This is a genomic window from Rhizobium phaseoli (assembly GCF_001664385.1).
In the GTDB taxonomy this organism is placed as follows: Bacteria; Pseudomonadota; Alphaproteobacteria; order Rhizobiales; family Rhizobiaceae; genus Rhizobium; species Rhizobium phaseoli.
This window is the reverse complement of the sequence record NZ_CP013532.1, coordinates 3,494,471-3,512,161: the sequence shown is the minus strand read 5'-3', so window position 1 is coordinate 3,512,161 and position 17,691 is coordinate 3,494,471. Positions and strand designations below refer to the sequence as shown.

Annotated in this window: 23 protein-coding genes; 10 read left to right on the top strand and 13 right to left on the bottom strand. The window is 61.8% G+C overall.

Translation table 11 applies throughout. The annotated features are described in order from the left end of the window. Positions 1-10: 10 nt before the first annotated feature. The 4 genes from preA to AMC88_RS16960 all read right to left on the bottom strand — a co-directional run bounded on the left by preA (position 11) and on the right by AMC88_RS16960 (position 5,093). Complete coding sequence (preA, locus tag AMC88_RS16975) at positions 11-1,324, bottom strand: NAD-dependent dihydropyrimidine dehydrogenase subunit PreA (protein WP_012484950.1); 1,314 nt, start codon at positions 1,322-1,324, stop codon at positions 11-13. A gap of 14 nt (positions 1,325-1,338) precedes the next feature. Then, complete coding sequence (locus AMC88_RS16970) at positions 1,339-2,700, bottom strand: NAD(P)-dependent oxidoreductase (RefSeq protein ID WP_012484949.1); 1,362 nt, start codon at positions 2,698-2,700, stop codon at positions 1,339-1,341. Positions 2,701-3,110: 410 nt separating this feature from the next. After that, positions 3,111-4,106 (bottom strand): sensor histidine kinase, encoded by a 996-nt coding sequence (locus AMC88_RS16965; RefSeq protein WP_041683750.1) that lies wholly within the window; start codon positions 4,104-4,106, stop codon positions 3,111-3,113. Positions 4,107-4,298: 192 nt separating this feature from the next. After that, a complete protein-coding gene (locus AMC88_RS16960; RefSeq protein WP_004677120.1) occupies positions 4,299-5,093 on the bottom strand; it encodes a response regulator in 795 nt (264 codons plus the stop codon). Between the two features lie 256 nt (positions 5,094-5,349). On the opposite strand from AMC88_RS16960, the gene AMC88_RS16955 reads away from it, so the two are divergent. Together AMC88_RS16955 and AMC88_RS16950 are read left to right on the top strand one after the other, a co-directional pair. Beyond that, positions 5,350-5,556, top strand: coding sequence for a NepR family anti-sigma factor (locus tag AMC88_RS16955; RefSeq protein WP_012484947.1), 207 nt, complete (start codon positions 5,350-5,352; stop codon positions 5,554-5,556). 10 nt (positions 5,557-5,566) lie between these two features. After that, complete coding sequence (locus AMC88_RS16950) at positions 5,567-6,124, top strand: RNA polymerase sigma factor (protein WP_004677121.1); 558 nt, start codon at positions 5,567-5,569, stop codon at positions 6,122-6,124. A gap of 331 nt (positions 6,125-6,455) precedes the next feature. Here AMC88_RS16950 and AMC88_RS16945 read toward each other — a convergent pair whose 3' ends face one another. The 7 genes from AMC88_RS16945 to hemP all read right to left on the bottom strand — a co-directional run bounded on the left by AMC88_RS16945 (position 6,456) and on the right by hemP (position 11,480). Further along, the gene (locus tag AMC88_RS16945; RefSeq protein WP_012484946.1) at positions 6,456-6,854 is read right to left on the bottom strand and encodes a hypothetical protein; all 399 of its coding nucleotides are present in this window, start codon (positions 6,852-6,854) and stop codon (positions 6,456-6,458) included. Positions 6,855-6,863: 9 nt separating this feature from the next. Then, positions 6,864-7,208, bottom strand: coding sequence for a DUF883 family protein (locus AMC88_RS16940; protein WP_012484945.1), 345 nt, complete (start codon positions 7,206-7,208; stop codon positions 6,864-6,866). 149 nt (positions 7,209-7,357) lie between these two features. Next, positions 7,358-8,152 carry a heme ABC transporter ATP-binding protein gene (locus tag AMC88_RS16935; protein WP_012484944.1) on the bottom strand — a complete coding sequence of 265 codons (795 nt, stop codon included), beginning with the start codon at positions 8,150-8,152 and terminating at the stop codon, positions 7,358-7,360. Positions 8,153-8,174: 22 nt separating this feature from the next. Next, positions 8,175-9,284, bottom strand: coding sequence for a FecCD family ABC transporter permease (locus AMC88_RS16930; protein ID WP_012484943.1), 1,110 nt, complete (start codon positions 9,282-9,284; stop codon positions 8,175-8,177). A 2-nt stretch (positions 9,285-9,286) separates the two neighbouring features. Next, positions 9,287-10,216, bottom strand: a complete 930-nt coding sequence (locus AMC88_RS16925) for a heme/hemin ABC transporter substrate-binding protein (protein ID WP_012484942.1) — start codon at positions 10,214-10,216, stop codon at positions 9,287-9,289. Positions 10,217-10,227: 11 nt separating this feature from the next. After that, positions 10,228-11,277 carry a hemin-degrading factor gene (locus tag AMC88_RS16920; RefSeq protein WP_010023265.1) on the bottom strand — a complete coding sequence of 350 codons (1,050 nt, stop codon included), beginning with the start codon at positions 11,275-11,277 and terminating at the stop codon, positions 10,228-10,230. A gap of 20 nt (positions 11,278-11,297) precedes the next feature. Further along, complete coding sequence (hemP, locus tag AMC88_RS16915) at positions 11,298-11,480, bottom strand: hemin uptake protein HemP (RefSeq protein WP_010023267.1); 183 nt, start codon at positions 11,478-11,480, stop codon at positions 11,298-11,300. Positions 11,481-11,656: 176 nt separating this feature from the next. On the opposite strand from hemP, the gene AMC88_RS16910 reads away from it, so the two are divergent. From AMC88_RS16910 to hmuQ, 5 genes are all read left to right on the top strand, one after another. Continuing rightward, positions 11,657-12,082 carry a hypothetical protein gene (locus tag AMC88_RS16910; protein ID WP_012484941.1) on the top strand — a complete coding sequence of 142 codons (426 nt, stop codon included), beginning with the start codon at positions 11,657-11,659 and terminating at the stop codon, positions 12,080-12,082. A gap of 57 nt (positions 12,083-12,139) precedes the next feature. Beyond that, positions 12,140-13,462 (top strand): TonB C-terminal domain-containing protein, encoded by a 1,323-nt coding sequence (locus tag AMC88_RS16905; protein WP_064825543.1) that lies wholly within the window; start codon positions 12,140-12,142, stop codon positions 13,460-13,462. Between the two features lie 109 nt (positions 13,463-13,571). After that, a complete protein-coding gene (locus AMC88_RS16900) occupies positions 13,572-13,979 on the top strand; it encodes a DUF2325 domain-containing protein (RefSeq protein WP_012484939.1) in 408 nt (135 codons plus the stop codon). Next, on the top strand, positions 13,976-14,248 hold the full coding sequence (locus tag AMC88_RS16895) for a hypothetical protein (RefSeq protein WP_012484938.1): 273 nt from the start codon (positions 13,976-13,978) through the stop codon (positions 14,246-14,248). Before AMC88_RS16900 ends, AMC88_RS16895 begins: the two co-directional genes overlap by 4 nt. A 9-nt stretch (positions 14,249-14,257) precedes the next feature. Beyond that, complete coding sequence (hmuQ, locus tag AMC88_RS16890) at positions 14,258-14,572, top strand: heme-degrading protein HmuQ (RefSeq protein WP_012484937.1); 315 nt, start codon at positions 14,258-14,260, stop codon at positions 14,570-14,572. Between the two features lie 266 nt (positions 14,573-14,838). Here the strand turns inward: hmuQ and AMC88_RS16885 are convergent, their stop codons facing one another. Then, positions 14,839-15,210, bottom strand: a complete 372-nt coding sequence (locus AMC88_RS16885; protein WP_010018856.1) for a DUF423 domain-containing protein — start codon at positions 15,208-15,210, stop codon at positions 14,839-14,841. After that, positions 15,207-15,614: a group II truncated hemoglobin gene (locus tag AMC88_RS16880; RefSeq protein ID WP_012484936.1), complete on the bottom strand. Its 408-nt coding sequence runs from the start codon at positions 15,612-15,614 to the stop codon at positions 15,207-15,209. The genes AMC88_RS16885 and AMC88_RS16880 overlap by 4 nt, the downstream gene beginning before the upstream one ends. Positions 15,615-15,781: 167 nt before the next feature. On the opposite strand from AMC88_RS16880, the gene AMC88_RS16875 reads away from it, so the two are divergent. The 3 genes from AMC88_RS16875 (at position 15,782) to AMC88_RS16865 (ending at position 17,686) form a co-directional block, all read left to right on the top strand. Then, a complete protein-coding gene (locus tag AMC88_RS16875) occupies positions 15,782-16,345 on the top strand; it encodes a TetR/AcrR family transcriptional regulator (protein WP_041683929.1) in 564 nt (187 codons plus the stop codon). Between the two features lie 19 nt (positions 16,346-16,364). Next, a complete protein-coding gene (locus AMC88_RS16870) occupies positions 16,365-16,706 on the top strand; it encodes a DMT family transporter (protein WP_012484934.1) in 342 nt (113 codons plus the stop codon). A gap of 194 nt (positions 16,707-16,900) precedes the next feature. Beyond that, positions 16,901-17,686 carry a ThuA domain-containing protein gene (locus tag AMC88_RS16865; protein WP_064822578.1) on the top strand — a complete coding sequence of 262 codons (786 nt, stop codon included), beginning with the start codon at positions 16,901-16,903 and terminating at the stop codon, positions 17,684-17,686. The last annotated feature ends 5 nt before the right edge of the window (positions 17,687-17,691 follow it).

The window sequence follows — 17,691 nt, the reverse complement described above, 5'->3', positions numbered from 1 at the left end:
TGCAGGCCGATCACTCCGCGGCCTGGCGGGCCATCGGGTTGTTCGGGTGCGTCGTCCAGTTGGCGTAGTTCGGGTCGACCACCTTGCCGGTGCGCTTGTCGAGGCTGCCGGCGGGGAGCTGCTCCATGGTGATGCAGTTCTCGACCGGGCAGACGCTGACGCAGAGATTGCAGCCGACGCATTCCTCGTCCATCACTTCGAAGTGGCGCAGGCCATTGACGACGTTGGTGATCGCCTGATGCGAGGTGTCCTCACAGGCGATGTAGCAGCGACCGCATTTGATGCAAGCGTCCTGGTCGATCTTCGCCTTGGCGATGTAGTTGAGGTTGAGATACTGCCAGTCGGTGACGTTCTGCACGGCGCGGCCGGTGATGTCGTCGAGGGTCTTGTGACCCTTTTCGTCCATCCAGTCGCTGAGGCCCGTGATCATTTCCTGCACGATCTTGAAGCCGTATGTCATGGCGGCGGTGCAGACCTGCACGTTGCCGGCGCCGAGCGCGAGGAATTCGGCCGCGTCGCGCCAGGTGGTGATGCCGCCGATGCCCGAGATCGGCAGGCCGTAGGTCTCAGGATCGCGGGCGATCTCGGCCACCATATTGAGGGCGATCGGCTTGACTGCCGGGCCGCAATAGCCGCCATGGCTGCCCTTGCCGCCGACCGTCGGGTTGGGGGCGAAATTGTCGAGATCGACGGAGACGATCGAATTGATCGTGTTGATCAGCGAGACGGCGTCGGTGCCGCCGGCCTTAGCGGCACGCGCAGGGCGGCGGATATCGGTGATGTTGGGCGTGAGCTTGGTGATGACGGGCATGCGGGTGTACTGCTTGCACCAGCGCACGACCATTTCGATATATTCCGGCACCTGGCCGACGGCCGAGCCCATGCCGCGTTCCGACATGCCGTGCGGACAGCCGAAATTGAGTTCGATGCCATCGGCGCCGGTCTCTTCGACGAGCGGCAGGATGGCCTTCCAGGCCTGTTCCTCGCAGGGCACCATGATCGAGGCGATCAGCGCCCGGTCCGGCCAGTTCATCTTGACCTGCTTCATTTCCCGCAGGTTGGTGTAGAGGTCGCGGTCGGTGATGAGCTCGATATTGTTGAGGCCGAGCAGGCGGCGGTCGGCGCCCCAGATCGCGCCGTAGCGGGGGCCGTTGACGTTGACGACGGGCGGGCCTTCCTCGCCGAGCGTTTTCCAGACCACGCCGCCCCAGCCGGCCTTGAAGGCGCGCTCGACGTTATAGGCCTTGTCGGTCGGCGGCGCGGACGCCAGCCAGAACGGGTTCGGGGATTTGATGCCGACAAAATTATTGCGGAGATCAGCCATGTTTCTCTCTCCCCTCAAGCAACCGCGACAGCCGGAGCGGCTGCTGCGGAAAGGGTGCGATGGATGGATTCGGCCGCGTCGCGGCCGTGGGCAACGGCGGAAACCGTGAGATCCTCGCCGCCGAAGACGCAGTCGCCGCCGGCCCAGACGCCGTCGAGCGACGTGCGACCTTCGACGTCGACGGCGATGCGGCCGGATTCCATGCGCAGCGAACCGAGGCCGGAGGCTTCAAAGGTCTGGCCGATCGCCTTGAAGATCTGGTCGGCGGCAATCACGCCGGTCTCGCCGGTGCCAACAAGGCGGCCTTCGACGAGCTTGGTGTATTCCACTTCGATCGCGGCGACCTTGCCGTCCTGCGCCAGGATCGATTTCGGCGCCAGCCAATGGCGGATGATCACGCCTTTGGAGCTTGCCAGATCCTGCTCATACTCGGAGGCGTTCATGTGCTCCTTGCCGCGGCGGTAACAGATCGTCACCTCTTCTGCGCCGAGCAGCTTTGCCTGCACGGCAGCGTCGATCGCCGTCATGCCGCCGCCGAGAACGACGACGCGGCGGCCGATGGCGATGTCGCTCTTGTCCTCGGCCTGGCGGAGTGCGGCGATGAAATCGACGGCATCGTCGACGCCCGCAAGGCTCTCGCCCTCGATGCGCAGCGCGTTGACGCCGGCAAGGCCGATACCGAGGAAGACGGCATCATATTGCGCCTGCAGGTCGGCAAGCGAAAAATCGCGGCCGAGAAGATCGCCGTGGCGGACATCGATGCCGCCGACCGAAAGCACATAATCGACTTCCGCCTGCGCAAAATCGTCGACCGTCTTATAGGTGGCGATGCCATATTCGTTGAGGCCGCCGGATTTTTCCCTGGCGTCGTAGATGGTGACGGAATGGCCTTTCACCGCCAGGCGGTGGGCCGCGGCAAGACCTGCCGGCCCGGCGCCGACGACGGCGATCCTCTTTCCTGATGCTTCGGCTCTGACATAGAACTGTTTACCGACCTGCATGGCAGCATCGGTCGCGTAACGCTGCAGGCGGCCGATCTCGACGGGCCGCTCTTCGGCGGTGTTGCGCACGCAGGCCTGTTCGCAGAGCTCTTCGGTGGGACAGACGCGGGCACACATGCCGCCGAGAATATTCTGGTCGAAGATCGTCTTTGCCGAGCCGAGCGGATTGCCAGTCGAAATCTGCCGGATGAACAGCGGAATGTCGATCGAGGTAGGACAGGCCGTCATGCACGGCGCGTCATAACAGAAGTAGCAGCGGTCGGCAGCGACCAGCGCCTCGTGATTGTCGAGGCGCGGATGAAGATCGGAAAAATTAGCTTCATACTCAGCGGGCGAAAGCCGACCAGCATGAATCCCAGTTTCCAGTCGTTCCATTGAAGTTCCCTCATTATTGGTAAACGGCCTGTGAGGGAAAGCGTAACTCAGGTTTAAAAATTTATCAAACGGTAAAATTTTGACAGGCCGCTCTTTTGTGAGCCCGCGCAAATCACTGTTTTCGCATGATAAATTTCCCCACCTTGGGTCTGCGAAATATTCGCGCGTTCGCTCCAGAAAGCGCCTCCGCAAAAAGATTCAAAAAAGTGGAATTTTTTTACGATCGCAGGGAACCAAACTTGGATGTCGTCGTTATTGCGATATCCGGATGGTGATCGCATCGACCCAACATGCGCGCCCCCAACCCACCATCCGGACGTACTCACGGTCCCCTCCCGGTGAGTGAAGACAGCCGGTGCGCCGCCCTCGCACCGGCTGTTTTTCATTTTACGATTTGTCGCTAGGGCTGTTCACACACGCTTGAAGATTTCGAATTCGGTTTCCGGAATGGTCAGTCGATATTCGATGCGGCCGGGCACAAGGTTTAGTTCCGCTTTGCCGTTGACCGACGAGGGCACGACACGCTCCAGCACGGTGCGGCCGAAGCTGTTGTCGCTGAATTCATGGACCTCCGACTGATCCTGCAGCACTTCCGCCCAGGCGATTTCGATCGCCCTTCGGTCGCCAATCGCAGCTTCCCGGCAGTTGAGCGTGATGGAGGCAGCGCCGCCGGCAATTGCGCCATAGGAGGCGGAGTTCACGATGAGTTCGTGGAGGGCGAGCCCCAGATGTACGGCGGCATTCGGCGTCAGATGCGCGTTGATGCCGTAGATTGGCATGGAGCCCGATGTCTCCGGCCAGTAGGGGGCGAACTGCTTTTCGGCGAGTTCGAAGAGATAGGCGCCGCGCCAGCTCGAATCCGTGATCAGGTCCTGGGAATTGGAAAGCGATTGCAGCCGCCCGCGGAATTTCAGGAGGAAGCTGTCGAGAGACAGCGTGTTGCGCGCCGTCTGCGTGGCAATGCCCTGAATGATGGCGAGAAGGTTCTTCGAGCGGTGCGAGAGTTCGCGCAGCAGCGATTTCAGCACTTTTTCACGATGCCGGCTTTCGGTGACCTCAGTCATGACGGACAGAAGCCCGTGCGTGCCACGGTCGCCGGTGCGCTGGATTTTCAGTTCATAAGTGCGCATTTCGCCGTCGATGTCGATCTCGATTTCGGCATTGTTGGGGATACCGGTCTCCAGCACCTTGTGTTTCAGCGCGGTCAGATACTGCCCATGGGTGTCGCCGAAAAGGCCGGCATCAGTGCCGCCGGGCACGAAAAGCGCCGCGAAATAAGGCGGCAGATTTTCGGCGTAGAAAATCGAAAGTCGGGAGTCCTGGCAGAGAATTGAAATACCGGCGCTGCCGAGCGCCCGTTCCATCATTGCGGCTTTGCCTTCGAAGGTGAAAGGCGTGCCCGACAATGGTTCAGTCGTATTCACTCGGCCGCCTTTCCTTGTGACATTGTGAACGTCGCTGAAGGGAACGCCCTTCCAGAAACTGCCTGCCAACTCTAGAACAAAGCGCTGCAAAAACCGTTAAGGCCATCGACGCGTCCCGGCAGCACCGGAACGCCTGTTTCGATGGTTTGGTTCCGAAGGCCGGAAAATTGCGTCTCAGGCGGCTACTTTGGTCGATTCATTGAAGAAAAGCGCTTGGCTGATCAGTGCCTTGACCATGTCGGGGTTGAAAGGTTTGGTGACAAGGAAAGTGGGTTCTGGACGCTCGCCCGTCAGAAGCCGTTCCGGGAAAGCGGTGATGAAAATCACCGGCACGCTCGACGTCTTGAGAATGTCGTTGACCGCGTCGATGCCGGAACTGCCGTCGGCAAGCTGGATATCGGCGAGCACCATGCTTGGCTTCGTCTTGTTATAGAGCGCGACGGCTTCGGCATGGGTGCGGGCGATGCCGGTAACGCGGTGGCCGAGGCTTTCGACCATCTGCTCGATATCCATGGCGATCAACGGCTCGTCCTCGATGATCATGATATCGGTTGCCACCTGACGGGAAATCTCCTGCGAAGCCTTGTCGAGCAGCTGCATGACATCCTGTTCATCGAGCTCAAGAATGTCTGCGATTTCGGCGACGCGGAAATTCTCCACGGAAGCAAGCAGAAAAGCCTGGCGGGCGCCGGGCGAGACCTTGGACAGGTTGAGGGTGGCGCGCTGTTCCCACGCATATGGCGAGGTCGGTTCCGGAATCTGGACGGCAGTGGAACCAAATAGTTGCGTAAACAGTTTGTAGAGGGCGACCCGGTCATTCGCCGTATCCGGAAAAATCGATAGATCGGCAATGATGGCTTCAAGAACGGCGGCGACGTAGGCGTCACCTGAAGTCTGGGTACCGGTCAGCGCGCGGGAATAGCGACGCAGATAAGGCAGGTGCGGCGCAATTCGAGTAGAAAGTGTCATAAATGGCTCCTGTATACAGGCCGGCATTGGCTTCAATGAGCAATTAACGTCATCTTGATAAAAAAGTTCCGGAACGGCAGGAACTTTTTTCGTCGGTCCGCATTATTCCAGCCGACAAAGAAAGGGCGAGCATCTTGACCCACGCCGCGGCAAACATTGGCAACATCGATAATCGAAAACCTCGGTGTCGCTCGTTGAAGTCGTGATTATGCTGTGCACGCCTCTGCAACAAGACAACCGGCGAGAAGACGAATTGATGACCACACGCAAGAAGGAAGCAGCCGATCAGCGAAAGCTGGAGCTGCGGGCAAGCGATATCCTGGACCCGAACAATCAGATCGGCGTCAAATTGCGGTCGCTTTATGCGGCCGCACAGGGTGAAGCAATCCCCGATCGTTTTCTCGATCTTCTCGAAAAGCTCGACCATGCCGAGATGATGGCTTCCGCCAAGATGGCCGAATAGGACCGCCCGCATGGAAGATAAAGTGCAACCCAGCTTCAAGCGGGAACTGCTGGCGGCCCTCCCAAGCCTTCGCGCATTTGCTATTTCTCTGATCGGACGGCATGATCGTGCCGACGATCTCGTTCAAGACACCATCATGAAGGCCTGGGCCAAACAGGATCATTTCGAGATGGGCACCAACATGAAGGCCTGGCTCTTTACGATCCTGCGCAACGAACTCTACAGCCAGATGCGTAAGAGCGGCCGCGAGGTGCAGGATAGCGACGGCCTGTTTACCGAATCGATGGCGATGCACCCCTCGCAATATGGCGCGCTCGATCTGCAGGATTTCAAGAAGGCGCTAGACCAGCTGCCGCCGGACCAGCGCGAAGCGATCATCCTCGTCGGCGCCTCGGGCTTTTCCTACGAGGAGGCCGCCGAAATCTGCGGCTGCGCCGTCGGCACCATCAAGAGCCGCGTCAACCGCGCCCGCCAACGGCTGCAGGAATTGCTGCAGATCTCGGGCGAAGCCGATTTCGGCCCCGACGCCACCTCGGCGCCGCTGACGTCGAAGGCGTTTGCGTTCTGACGAGCGATCGAGAAGCCGGCTGCCTGTCGCGGCGCGACCCCTGTCTCGTGCGCGGGGAGGGACGTGCTCCAGGTGTAACCAGTATTTTGAGCACACCTCCCCACCCTCATTCCGGTGCTCGTCACGGGAATCCAGCGCGCCCAAGTCCTTGGGCGCAATAGACTCTTTCCGTTGAAGTATCAGTTCAGTCACGGCGCGGGCGCGCCGTGGCTGGATTCCTGTGACAGGCACAGGAATGAGGGTGGTGGGGCGGGCGACCTACCCTGCACCCGGACGGCCCCAATCCGCGTCCATCACTCCGCGGCAGAACGAGCAGAAGGTCGACTGGGCCTCAATCCTCGCGCTTCGACCCCACCAGATTGGCCGCGACGATTGCCGCCAGCACGCCGGCGGTCAGGAGCGGCTGGGCGCGCACGAGCCCGAGCCCGACTGCCGCCACCGATTCCAGGGCTGCGCGGCGCTCGCGGGCGCGGCGTTTCTCCTGGGCGTTGATGATCGCCATCACCACCACCAGGAGGATCGCGATCAGTAGCGCGCAAGCGGCCAGGAAGAGGGCGGCGCCGACCGCGCCGTAGATGCCGGCGAGCCAGATCGCGCCGGCGGCGACTGCAAGCGCATAGGCGGTGAGGAGGAAGAGCAGGGCGAGCACAATGAAAATGCTGGTGCGTTTGGCGCGCGCGACGGTCCGGTGTACGCTTGCGCCCGTCAGCAGGCTGAGGATCGACAGCATCGCGCTTCCTCAGCGCCGGGCGAGGAAGGCGATGGCCAGGCCGAAGGCGGCTGCGGCGCCGATCGTTGCCAGCGGATGTTTGCGCACGGTCTCGCGCATCTCGGTCGCGCCGCGCTCGTAGCCGTGCTGCAATTCGCGTAAGAGATCCTCGCTGCGGGCGAGCAGTTCCTCATAACCGGCGCTTGCCTGGCCGCGGATTTTATCGCCCTGATGGCGGGAACTCTTGCCGACGAGGCGCGTCAGTTCCGCCAACTCGTCGCGCAGCGCCTCGATCTGTTCCTCGATGCCGGATTCGAAACTGTGGAAGGTGCCGTTGCGGCGGCTGCGGCCGGAGTGAAAAATGGAATAGGTCATGGCTGTCTCCATTGGCTGGGGCGCGCGCAAGCCCGCCTGTTTTGCACGGGGGTCATGACCGTACGTTGCATAGATGAGACCGCCCGGCATTGACTCAAATCACTGCCGAAAACGTGCCGGGCGGTCAAAAGTTCCGCCGCGCAGGCGAGCTAGCGCCGGGGAACGGCGCTGTGAGCGAGCACGAAGGGCGTGTCGTCGGGCGGCACCTGGTTGATGCGCAGGGCGCAGCCGAAGACCGAGAACATGATGCCGTCGGTCAACACGTCGCGGATGCTTCCGGCGGCAGCGAGGCGCCCCGACTTCATCAGCACGACGCGGTCAGCAAAGAGGGCCGTCAGGTTGAGGTCGTGCATGACGGCGATGACGCCGCCGCCGCGTTCGCAGAAATTGCGGGCGAGCGTCATGATGGTCAGCTGGTGGCTGATGTCGAGGCTTGAGACCGGCTCGTCGAGCAGCAGCCAGCAGGATTTGCCGTCGACGACGGGCTCGGCGATCTGGCAGAGCACGCGGGCAAGCTGCACGCGCTGCTGCTCGCCGCCCGAGAGCTCCTGGTAGAAGCGGCCTTCGAAGCCGGTGAGGTCGACGGAGGCAAGTGCCGCCGCCGCCGTCTGATCGGCCTTGTCGGGATTGAGATTAAGGCCCGAGGTCAGGCCCATGCGGACGATCTCGCGCACGGTGAAGGGAAAGGAGATGGTGCTGGCCTGCGGCAGCACGCCGCGAATGGCGGCAAGCTGCCAGGGTTTCAGCCCCTTCACCTCGTCGCCGCCGATGCGCACCGAGCCGCCATAGGCAAGCTCGCCTGATATCGCTTTCATCGTCGTCGTCTTGCCGGAGCCGTTCGGCCCGGCGATCGCCGTCAGCTCGCCGGCCTTTGCGGTGAAGGCGACGTCGCTGATGATAGCCTTGCCGGAAAGGCGCACGGAGAGGCCGGACACTTCGATCATCTGCACGTCACTCACAAGTCACTCACAGGGCAAGGCGCGAACGCTGCTTCAGCAGGATCCACAGGAAGAAGGGACCACCGACCGCTGCGGTGATGATGCCGATCGGCAGTTCGGCCGGGGCGACCAGGGTGCGCGCCAGCACGTCGGCGAAGATCAGCAGCGAGCCGCCGAGAAGGGCTGCGGCCAGCAGCAGGAAGCGGTGATCCGGCCCGATCGCCATGCGCAGGATATGCGGCACGACGATGCCCACGAAGCCGATGCCGCCGCTGACGGCGACGGAAGCGCCGGTCGCCGCCGCGACGCCGACGATCGCGACGTTCTTCAGCCGCTGGACGGGAACGCCCATGTGAAAGGCCGCGGCCTCGCCGAGCGTGATGGCATTGAGGCCGCGGGCCATGAAGGGGAGGGCGGTGAAGGACAGAAGCACGATCGGGCCGGCGGCGGCGATCTTCGTCCATGTGGCGCCGGCAAGCGAGCCCATGCTCCAGAAGGTCAGGTCGCGCAGCTGCTGGTCGTTCGCCATGTAGATCAGCAGGCCGGTAAGCGCGAGCGCAAGCGCGCCGAGCGCGATGCCGGCAAGCAGCATCGTCGCGACCGAGGTCTGGCCGTGGCGGGTGGCGATCCTGTAGAGCAGCAGCGTCGTGGCGAGGCCGCCGCCGAAGGCAGCCGCGGGCAGCGCGTAGATGCCGAGAAGCGCTTCGAGCGGAGCTGCAAGACCGCCGCCGAGCACGATCATGGCGACCGCGCCGAAGCTTGCGCCGGAGGAGACGCCGACGAGGCCGGGATCGGCCAGCGGATTGCGGAACAGGCCCTGCATTACCGTGCCCGAAACGGCGAGCGAGGCGCCGATCAGGAAGCCGAGAATGGTGCGGGGCAGGCGGATATCGAAGATGATGATGCGATCACGGGCGCTGAGCGCCGCCTCGGAGCCGGCCATGTTGGCGATGACGTCGACGATCGAGGCATCCGAAGCGCCCGTCGTCACCGAAAACAGCATCGAGAAGATCGAGCCGGCAACGAGCAGGGCGATCGTCAGCAGGGCGAGGCGCGTCCTGTCGCCCGCCTGCTTGACGTCGCGCATCTCCATCGGAACCAGTCGCCTTCGTTCCGTCATGGCTTGCGGCAGGGCCATGATCAGCCCCCATAGATCGCCGCGTTGAGGTCCCGCACGGCGGCCGCCGTGCGCGGGCCGAAGCCGAGCAGGTAGACGCCGTCCATCCGGATGATCGCTTTCTTCTCGCCGGCCGGCGTCAGCGCGATCGCCGGCTGGGCCAGCAGGTCCTCGTTCTTGGTGCCGGCGCCATCGCCCCGATTCATCATCAAGATGATGTCGGGCTTGGCTTCGATGATCGCCTCGTCCGTCAACGGTTTGTAGCCCGGGAATGCGCCGACGGCGTTGACGGCGCCGGCAAGCTTGATGACGCCATCGGCCGCCGTGCCGGTGCCCGATGCCATGATCCGGCCGTTCTGGGCGCTGAGGATGAAGAGAACGCGCTTGCGTTCGGTCTCCGGGCGCTTCCCGGCATCGGTGACGGCCGCGTCGAGATCGGCCGCGACCTTTTCTTCGAGCGCCTTCGCCTTGTCGGGCACGCCGAGCAGGGCGCCGACCCGACCGATCTTGGCGATGATGCCGTCCCGGGTGAAGGTGTTCGGCACGCTCTCAAAGGGCACGCTGGAATTTTTCAGCACGGTCAGCGCCTCCGGCGGACCGGAGCCTTCGACGGCGATAATCGCCGTCGGGTTCATGGCAAGGATGCCTTCCGGCGAGAGGGCGCGCATGTAGCCGACATTGGGCAATTTCAGCGCGGCCTCCGGATAGAGGCTCGTCGTGTCGCGGGCGATCAGCCGGCCTTCCTCGCCGAGCGCATAGACGATCTCGGTGACGTCGCCGCCGACCGAAACCAGGCGCGACGTATCGAGCTTCTTGTCCTCGGCATGGGCGGCGCGGATGAAGGCGAAGCTTTGGCCGGCCGGCGCGTTCGGGATCAGCGGCAGCGCCAAGACGGCCGCCGTCAGGGCCAGTTCCCAGGGACGGATCCGGCGCAGATTTTTACGCATCGTCATCGCTATGATCCTTAAGCGGCCACGCTTGCTGCCCGCGGCAGGTTTTCCATGATCTCGCGCCATTCGGCGCGTTCGTCGAAACCTTCCTTCCGCTTGCCGAAGAACTGGATGATCATCTCGCCCTCGGCATTGTAGGCCTCCAGCGAGGTCACGTGGCCATCCTTGGTCGGCTTGCGCACCGCCCAGGTCTCGGCGATGTGATCCTGGCGCAGATGCAGGTGGAAGGTCGGATCCATGATGTTGATCCACGGACCCATGGCCTGCACGTTGAAGATCGGGCCGGAATGGATCTGGACGATGCCGTTATTGGCGACGAAGCACATGATCGGCAGGCCCGACTTTACCGAAGCATGCATCATCTCAGCCGTCGCGGTGTTGTCGAGTTTCCAGGCATAGTCGTCGCCGACGCTGCGGATGGCAGCCTGGCGGCCGATCTTCAGGCGCTTCAGCATGCCGAAGAACTCATGGGTATCGGTAAGCTTGCTCCAGTTGTCGCGCAGCTCGTCGCGGCTGACGTCGGCGGCGTCATCGGCGGCATTCGAGATCTCGGCCTCGACGAATTCCTGCGACTGCACTTCGAGCTTCAGCTCGGCGACGATCGCATGATAGGCTTCGACATTCGAATTCGGGCGCAGATGCACCTTGTGCACGGCGTTGCCCGCCTTGTCGAAATATTGCAGGCTGAGGCGCTCCTGATCGCCATCCTTCTTGGAGACGGCGAAGCCATGCTCCCAGCGGCTCGGGAAGATGCGCAGGTCGATATTCTCGCCAAGCACGATGGCGCTCTGCATGCCCATCTTGATGTTTTCGAAGACGCCGATCTTCTCGTGCACTGCGCTTTCGTTGCGCGACAGCGCCATCACTTCGCCGAGGCCGGCGACGCGTTCCAGAAGCTTCAGCGCGCTGCCATCGATGCGGGTCACGCTGATGCCGGTTTCGGCGGCGACGAGGGCGGCCTCGGAAATCTTCAGCCGGGCGGCGATATCGCGCTCGCGCATCTTTGGATTTTCGGCGCGAAACGCACGGATTTCGGCCGGCGCCGGTCTTTTCTGTTCAGTCATGTCTTACCTACTTATTGGCCCTATTTATTAAGAATGAGCTTGCCCTGGCGGGTGATCTTCAGGCGGTAGACCAGCCCGTCGTGTCTGATCACGATCTCGTTCGTGCCGCGGAAAAGATCCGCGCTATCGACGATCCGCTGTTGCGCCGCCGGCTCGCTGGGCAGCGGCGCATGCTTAAAGCTATCTGGCTTTTCAACCATCATGTCGGTTGGCAATTCCGTGAAGCCGGGGATCGGTGGTCCCCGGTGTGGTGACAATTAACTTGACTTTCTTACTCATAGTTTTTTAAAGACGCAATAGGAGACTAACGTAGTCAAGTTTTTGAGATTGCTGATTTGCGGCCGCCTGCCGGCGGCCGGCGACAATGGCGGAGAAGATTATGACGGGTAGGTTTGCGGCCGTTGCGGCCGGCTGGGTAATGGGGGTTGCGAGCGTATGCCAGGCACAGGAGACGGCGCCGGCAGCCTCTCTCAATGTCGAGCTCAACGCGCTGGCGCCCTCGCAGAAGGGCTGCATGATGACCTTCGTCGCGCTCAACCAGCTGCCCGCCGCCATCAACAAGGTCTCCTTCGAACTCGCCTTCTTCAACGACAAGAACGCCGTCGACCGCATCACCGTTCTCGATTTCCGGGATCTGCCGCGGGGCAAGAAGCGCGTGCGCCAGTTCGACATGCCGAATGTCAAATGCGAGAGCGTAACCCGCATCCTGATCAACGACACGCCTGTCTGCGACGGGCCGGCTGCCGGCGAATGCATGAAGGGTCTCGTCACCCGTTCGCAGATTTCCGTTCCTTTCGAGGGCTAAGATAACGCCGGGGATGAACCCCGGCGGACATGTTTCAGGCTGTCCGAGGCGTAGACAATGGCGATTTCAGCGAAAACCAGATCGAGACAGGTGCTCATCGGGGAGGCGGACGCCGGCGGCAGCCTGAACGACAACACGCCCGGCATGCATCCCGGCCATGAGCTTTCCGAACTGCGCAACGCGCCGCGGCAGCCGGCCGGTGAAACGGTGATCCACTACACGCGTTTCGCGCAGATATCCTCCTTTCCCGACCATCCGGAAACCGTGCCTGCAGCTCCGGTTCCTGCACCGCCGATGGATGCGGCGGTGGAAAAGCAGGAGGACGAGCAGAAGCCGGTGCGGCGGCGGGTGGCGCTGAGTTGCGCCGGCTCGTTCTTCTTTCATGCTGCGTTGGCCGCCACGCTGTTTGCCGTGATGCCTGCGCCCTCGGATGAGACGCTGATGGAGGCGGGCGAGGCGATCAGCGTGGTCATGCTCGGCAGCTCCGACGCCGATCAGAGCGCAGCCGGCGAGACTGAAGTGACGATACAGGAAGAAGTGGTCCCCGAGGCTGTTGAACCCGATACGGTTAAGCCAGTCGAAACAGCGGAAGTACAGCCGGAGGTCGTCCAGCCGGAAACCGTGCAGCCGGCTAACGCAGAGCCGGTCGAGATCGTCCAGCCTTTACAGGACGTTACGCGTCAGTCAGCCGAGACGGTTGCGACTGCAGAACCGGAAGTTCTCGTATCGGAAACCTCTGCCGAAACGTCCGTCGCACAGCCAATGTCGACGGTGGTGCCGGAACAGCTGGTGATTTCAAGCGAACCGCCAACGGCAGCCGCAATTCAATCCGAATCCGAAGAGATCAAGCCTGTCGAGGCGGCTCCTGTTTCTCCCGAGCCGGAACCGCCGACAGAAGTGGTCATTCCGCAAAAGAAGCCGAAGCTGGAGAAGCCTGTAGAAAAGAAGGTGGTGGACAGAAAACAGCCGCCGAAGAAAACACAGGGTTCGGAAGGCGATGCCAAGCAGGAATCTCGCAGAGGAGCTGCCGACGGTCAAGCCGACGCCAACTCCGATAACAATTCGCGGACATCCGGGGGCAAGGAAGGCGCTGGCGGTGCTTCTCAGGCAAATTACATGGGTAAGGTTTTTTCGCGCCTATCTCGTTGTATCGACCGGCTGAAGTCGCAATATCGGGATACTGCGGTATCCCTAAGAGTTCGCGTTATGGTCAATAGCGACGGAAATGTCACCTTATCGCGCATCACTAGCGGCTCTGGTATGGCCGACGTGGATAACGCGGTTCTAGGCAGCCTGAATTCCTGCAATCTTCCCGCTTTGCCTGATGGATGGGGGGCTTCGCACACATTCGACTTTCCGGTTCAAGTCACAGCCCGATAAAATATGATAATATTAATCAACTTTATACTTTACTCCAAAAATCAAGTTTAATAAGGTCCACCCGCACACGCAGGAATCGTGTGACGATCAACTAGCGAACGGGTGGTATATGGCTCGCAAGGGCAAGAAGGGGTCGAACCGGGAGGACCGCGACAGCGCGGGCGAGGCCGCAAGTCAGGCATCCCCCGGACGGTCCAAACTGGATGGCCGCAGCTTCCTCTATGTCGGCGGGCGTGACTGCCAGGTGGCGCATCTTCGCCAGATCTGCAGCAATTTCGGCGCCGAGCTCATTCATCACGACGGCGGGTTGCGTGAAGCGGTGTCCCGCATCGATACCGTGCTGCCTTCGGTCGACTGCGTCTTCTGCCCGATCGACTGTATCAGCCACGATGCCTGTTTGCGGGTGAAGACCGGTTGCAAGAAATTCGGCAAGGCCTTCATCCCGCTGCGCAACGGCAGCAAGTCCAGCCTGGAGCGTGCGCTGCAGACGATGAACGAACGAGACAATTCCCGATGAACGACCAGCATCCCGACGGCTTCACCATGATCGGCCTGCACAAGCTCGCCGCGCAGAGCGGCGACGGCCTCGTGCCGGAACTCTACGAACTTTTTCAGCAGCATGCCGAACGCCAGCGGATCTATCAGAATGTGACGCTGTTCCCGACCTGGGAGGCGCGTATGCCTGGAGAAGCGACGACGAGAGCACTTGGCCCGGCGGCGGCAAACGGCAATAATATTCTCGCCTTTCCCGCGCTTGCGGCAAGGGCGGACAAGCGGAAGGCGTAGGGAGATTTCATGTATATCGCAATGAACCGCTTCAAGGTCGCAGCCGGGAGCGAGAGTGATTTCGAGACCGTCTGGCGCAATCGCGATTCCAGCCTGGCCGAGGTGCCCGGTTTCGTCGAATTCCGCCTATTGCGCGGCAAGGCCAACGAAGAGGAGGGCTATACGCTCTATTCCTCGCACACGGTCTGGAAGAGCGAAGCGGATTTTCAGAACTGGACGAAGTCCGAGAATTTTCGCGCCGCGCACCGAAATGCCGGCGACCGCAAGGCGATGTATAAGGGACCGCCGGTGTTTGAGGGCTTCAATGTGGTCGATGGGATATAGGTTGATGGGCGGTTTTCGCCTGGCGTTCTCCACCCTCATTCCTGTGCTTGTCACAGGAATCCAGCCACGGCGCGTCCGCGCCGTGAATGACTCGTCAGGCCTGAAGAGAGTCTCACGCGCCCAAGGACTTGGGCGCGCTGGATCCCTGTGACGAGCACAGGGATGAGGGAAGAGAGGGCGGCGGACTTCCGTCAGCCGCTCAATTTGCGGATGGATACTCTGATGTAACGTATCCTCAGAGACAAGAAGTTGAGTTTCCCCAGCCCTTAAGAGCGAACCCTGAAGACGGCGCCTGCCGCGACGGCCAGCCAGCCAAGCATCATCGTCCAGCCGCCGGTCGGTGCGGCATAGGGGAAGAGGCCGGTGCCGGTAAAGCGCAGGGTGACGAGGTCGCCCGCAAAGAGCAACGTTCCGACAATCATGAGAAAACCGGCCAGCCAGGCGGTTTTGAGCCTTGCGGTGCCGAGAGCCAATGCCAGCAGGGCAGGGGCGTGGGCGAGGCACATGGCGGATGCGTATGCGGCGAGATTGGCCTCGCCGCCGCCATGGGCGGCAAGGGCGGCGAGTGCCACGCCTGATACACCGAACAGGCCGGCAAAGAGATAGAGCACCGGCTCCAGACGCGCGTTCAGGCTCATGGCTGTTCCTCGGTGTCAGGGGCCTTGTTCTGCATGTGATAGGCAAGGCGCTCGACCGGCGCCCAGATCAGGTCGCGCAACGCCTGGCTCGCGATCGTCTCGTCGAGCGCGCGGCGGAAGCAGAGCAACCATTCGTCGCGCTCGACCGGGCCGATCTCGGCGACGAAATGGCGGCTGCGCAGGCGCGGATGGCCGCGCTTGTCGGTATAGAGCGGCGGGCCGCCGAGATAGCCGCTCATATATTCGTAGAATTTCTCTTCGCTGCCCTCAAGGCTCGACGGATGAACGGCGCGCACGTTGCTCGCCTCCGGCAGCGTATCCATCAGCACGTAGAAGCGATGCGTCAGCGCCCGCACGGCGGGATCGCCGCCGATCGCTTCATATAGAGTGGTGTTTTCCGTCACGAAACCATCCCCGATATCATTGCCATCGCCCGACCCTTCATGCACGGGGCGGAAAGCGATCGCAACTGTCATCAAAGTGCCGCGGCATTTCGCCCATAATGCTTGCGGCTCAAGCCGTTCAGCCGTTTCTCCTTGACAAAACCGTCCGGACGGTATCTTTATATTTCATGTCGAACGCTCATCGTCGCAAGAAACAACCAGCTCTCGTGCGCCAGCAGTTGCTGGAGGTCGCCGCGCGGCTTGCTGCCAGCGACGGAATGGCAGCCGTCACGCTCGATGCAGTCTCTGCCGCCTCCAGCGTTAGCAAGGGCGGGCTGCTGCACCATTTCCCGACGAAGAATGCGCTGCTCGACGCGCTGTTCGAGAGCCTGCTCGAAAAGTTCGACGCCGATATCGAGGAACTGATGCGCGGCGATCCGCAGCCGCAAGGCCGCTTCACCCGCGCCTATCTCAGGGCGGTGTCCGGTCTCAAGGATCGTCCCGATGATTCCCGAAGCTGGACGCAGGTGACGATCGCGCTTCTTGCCGAACCGCGGCTGCGCCTACGCTGGCGCCAATGGGTGCAGGCGCGGGCCGAGGAGTATGTCGGCACAGATTCCTCGCTCGATGCGCAGATCGTGCGCTTTGCGGCCGACGGCCTGTGGTTTGCCGATACGTTGGAGAGTCATGAGATCAGCGATGCTCTGAGGCGGGATCTTATCGGCCGCCTTGTCGAGCTGACCGGAAAGTAATCCGAAAAGGAATGCCGCCATGAGCCAAGCCGCCATTTACGGGCTGCTCTTTGCAGCCGTCGTGCTCGAAGTCATCGGCACGACCGCGCTGCAATTGTCGCAGCAGTTCACCCGCATCGGGCCCACGGCACTCGTCGTCGCCTGCTATGCGGCCGCCTTCTATTGCCTGTCGCTGACGCTGAAAAGCATTCCCGTCGGCATCGCCTATGCGATTTGGAGCGCTTTGGGAATCGTGCTGATTTCCTCGGTCGGCCTCGTCTTCTTCAAGCAGCGCCTCGACTTGCCGGCGATCATCGGCCTCGGGCTGATCATATCGGGCGTCGTCGTCGTCAACCTGTTCTCGGAGTCCGTTTCGCATTGATTTCACTGCGATATTTCAGAATCCTACTTCGAGGCCCGCGCGACAAATTTTCCCCTTTGTCAAATTCCTGACAAAGGGCTATGTGTTGCTTGGACGTGGAGGAGATCGAGGCGCACGCAGCGCCTTTTTCCAAAGCGCTTTGAATTCTGCTTTTCCCGCCTGCTCGATACTTCCAGCTTCCAGAGGAGCACATCATGGCCATACGCACCGTCGTCTGGGGAGAGAATATTCACGAGACCACCAATGAAATCGTCCGCGGCATCTATCCCGAGGGCATGCATACGACGATCGCCAATGCGCTGAATGCCGATCCCGCCATCTCGGCGACGACGGCAACGCTGCAGGAGCCGGAGCATGGGTTGAGCGAAGCCCGCCTTGCCGAGACCGACGTCTTGACCTGGTGGGGCCACAAGGATCACGGCGCGGTCTCCGACGTCGTCGTCGAGCGTGTCGCCAAGCGCGTCTGGGAGGGCATGGGCCTGCTGGTGCTGCATTCCGGCCATTTCTCGAAAATCTTCAAACGGCTGATGGGCACGCCCTGCGCTCTGAAATGGCGTGAGGCGGGTGAGCGTGAGCGGCTGTGGACGATCAATCCGCGCCATCCGATCGCCGCCGGCATCGGCGAGCATTTCGAGCTCGAAAACGAGGAAATGTACGGCGAGCAGTTCTCGGTGCCGGAGCCGCTGGAAACGGTGTTCATCTCCTGGTTCCAGGGCGGTGAAGTGTTCCGCTCGGGCCTGACCTGGCGGCGCGGCGCCGGCAACATCTTCTATTTCCGCCCCGGCCACGAGACCTATCCGACCTATCACGACGCCACCGTCCAGAAGGTGCTGATCAATGGCGTCAAATGGGCCTATAACCCTGAGGGCGCGTTGACTGCCATTACCGACGCTCCAAATGTGCCGGTAGAAAAGGCGCTGGAGCCGATCGTCGAACGCGGCCCGAGACTGCACCAGGCCGGCGAAGCCGGTTACCGCTGAGGAGC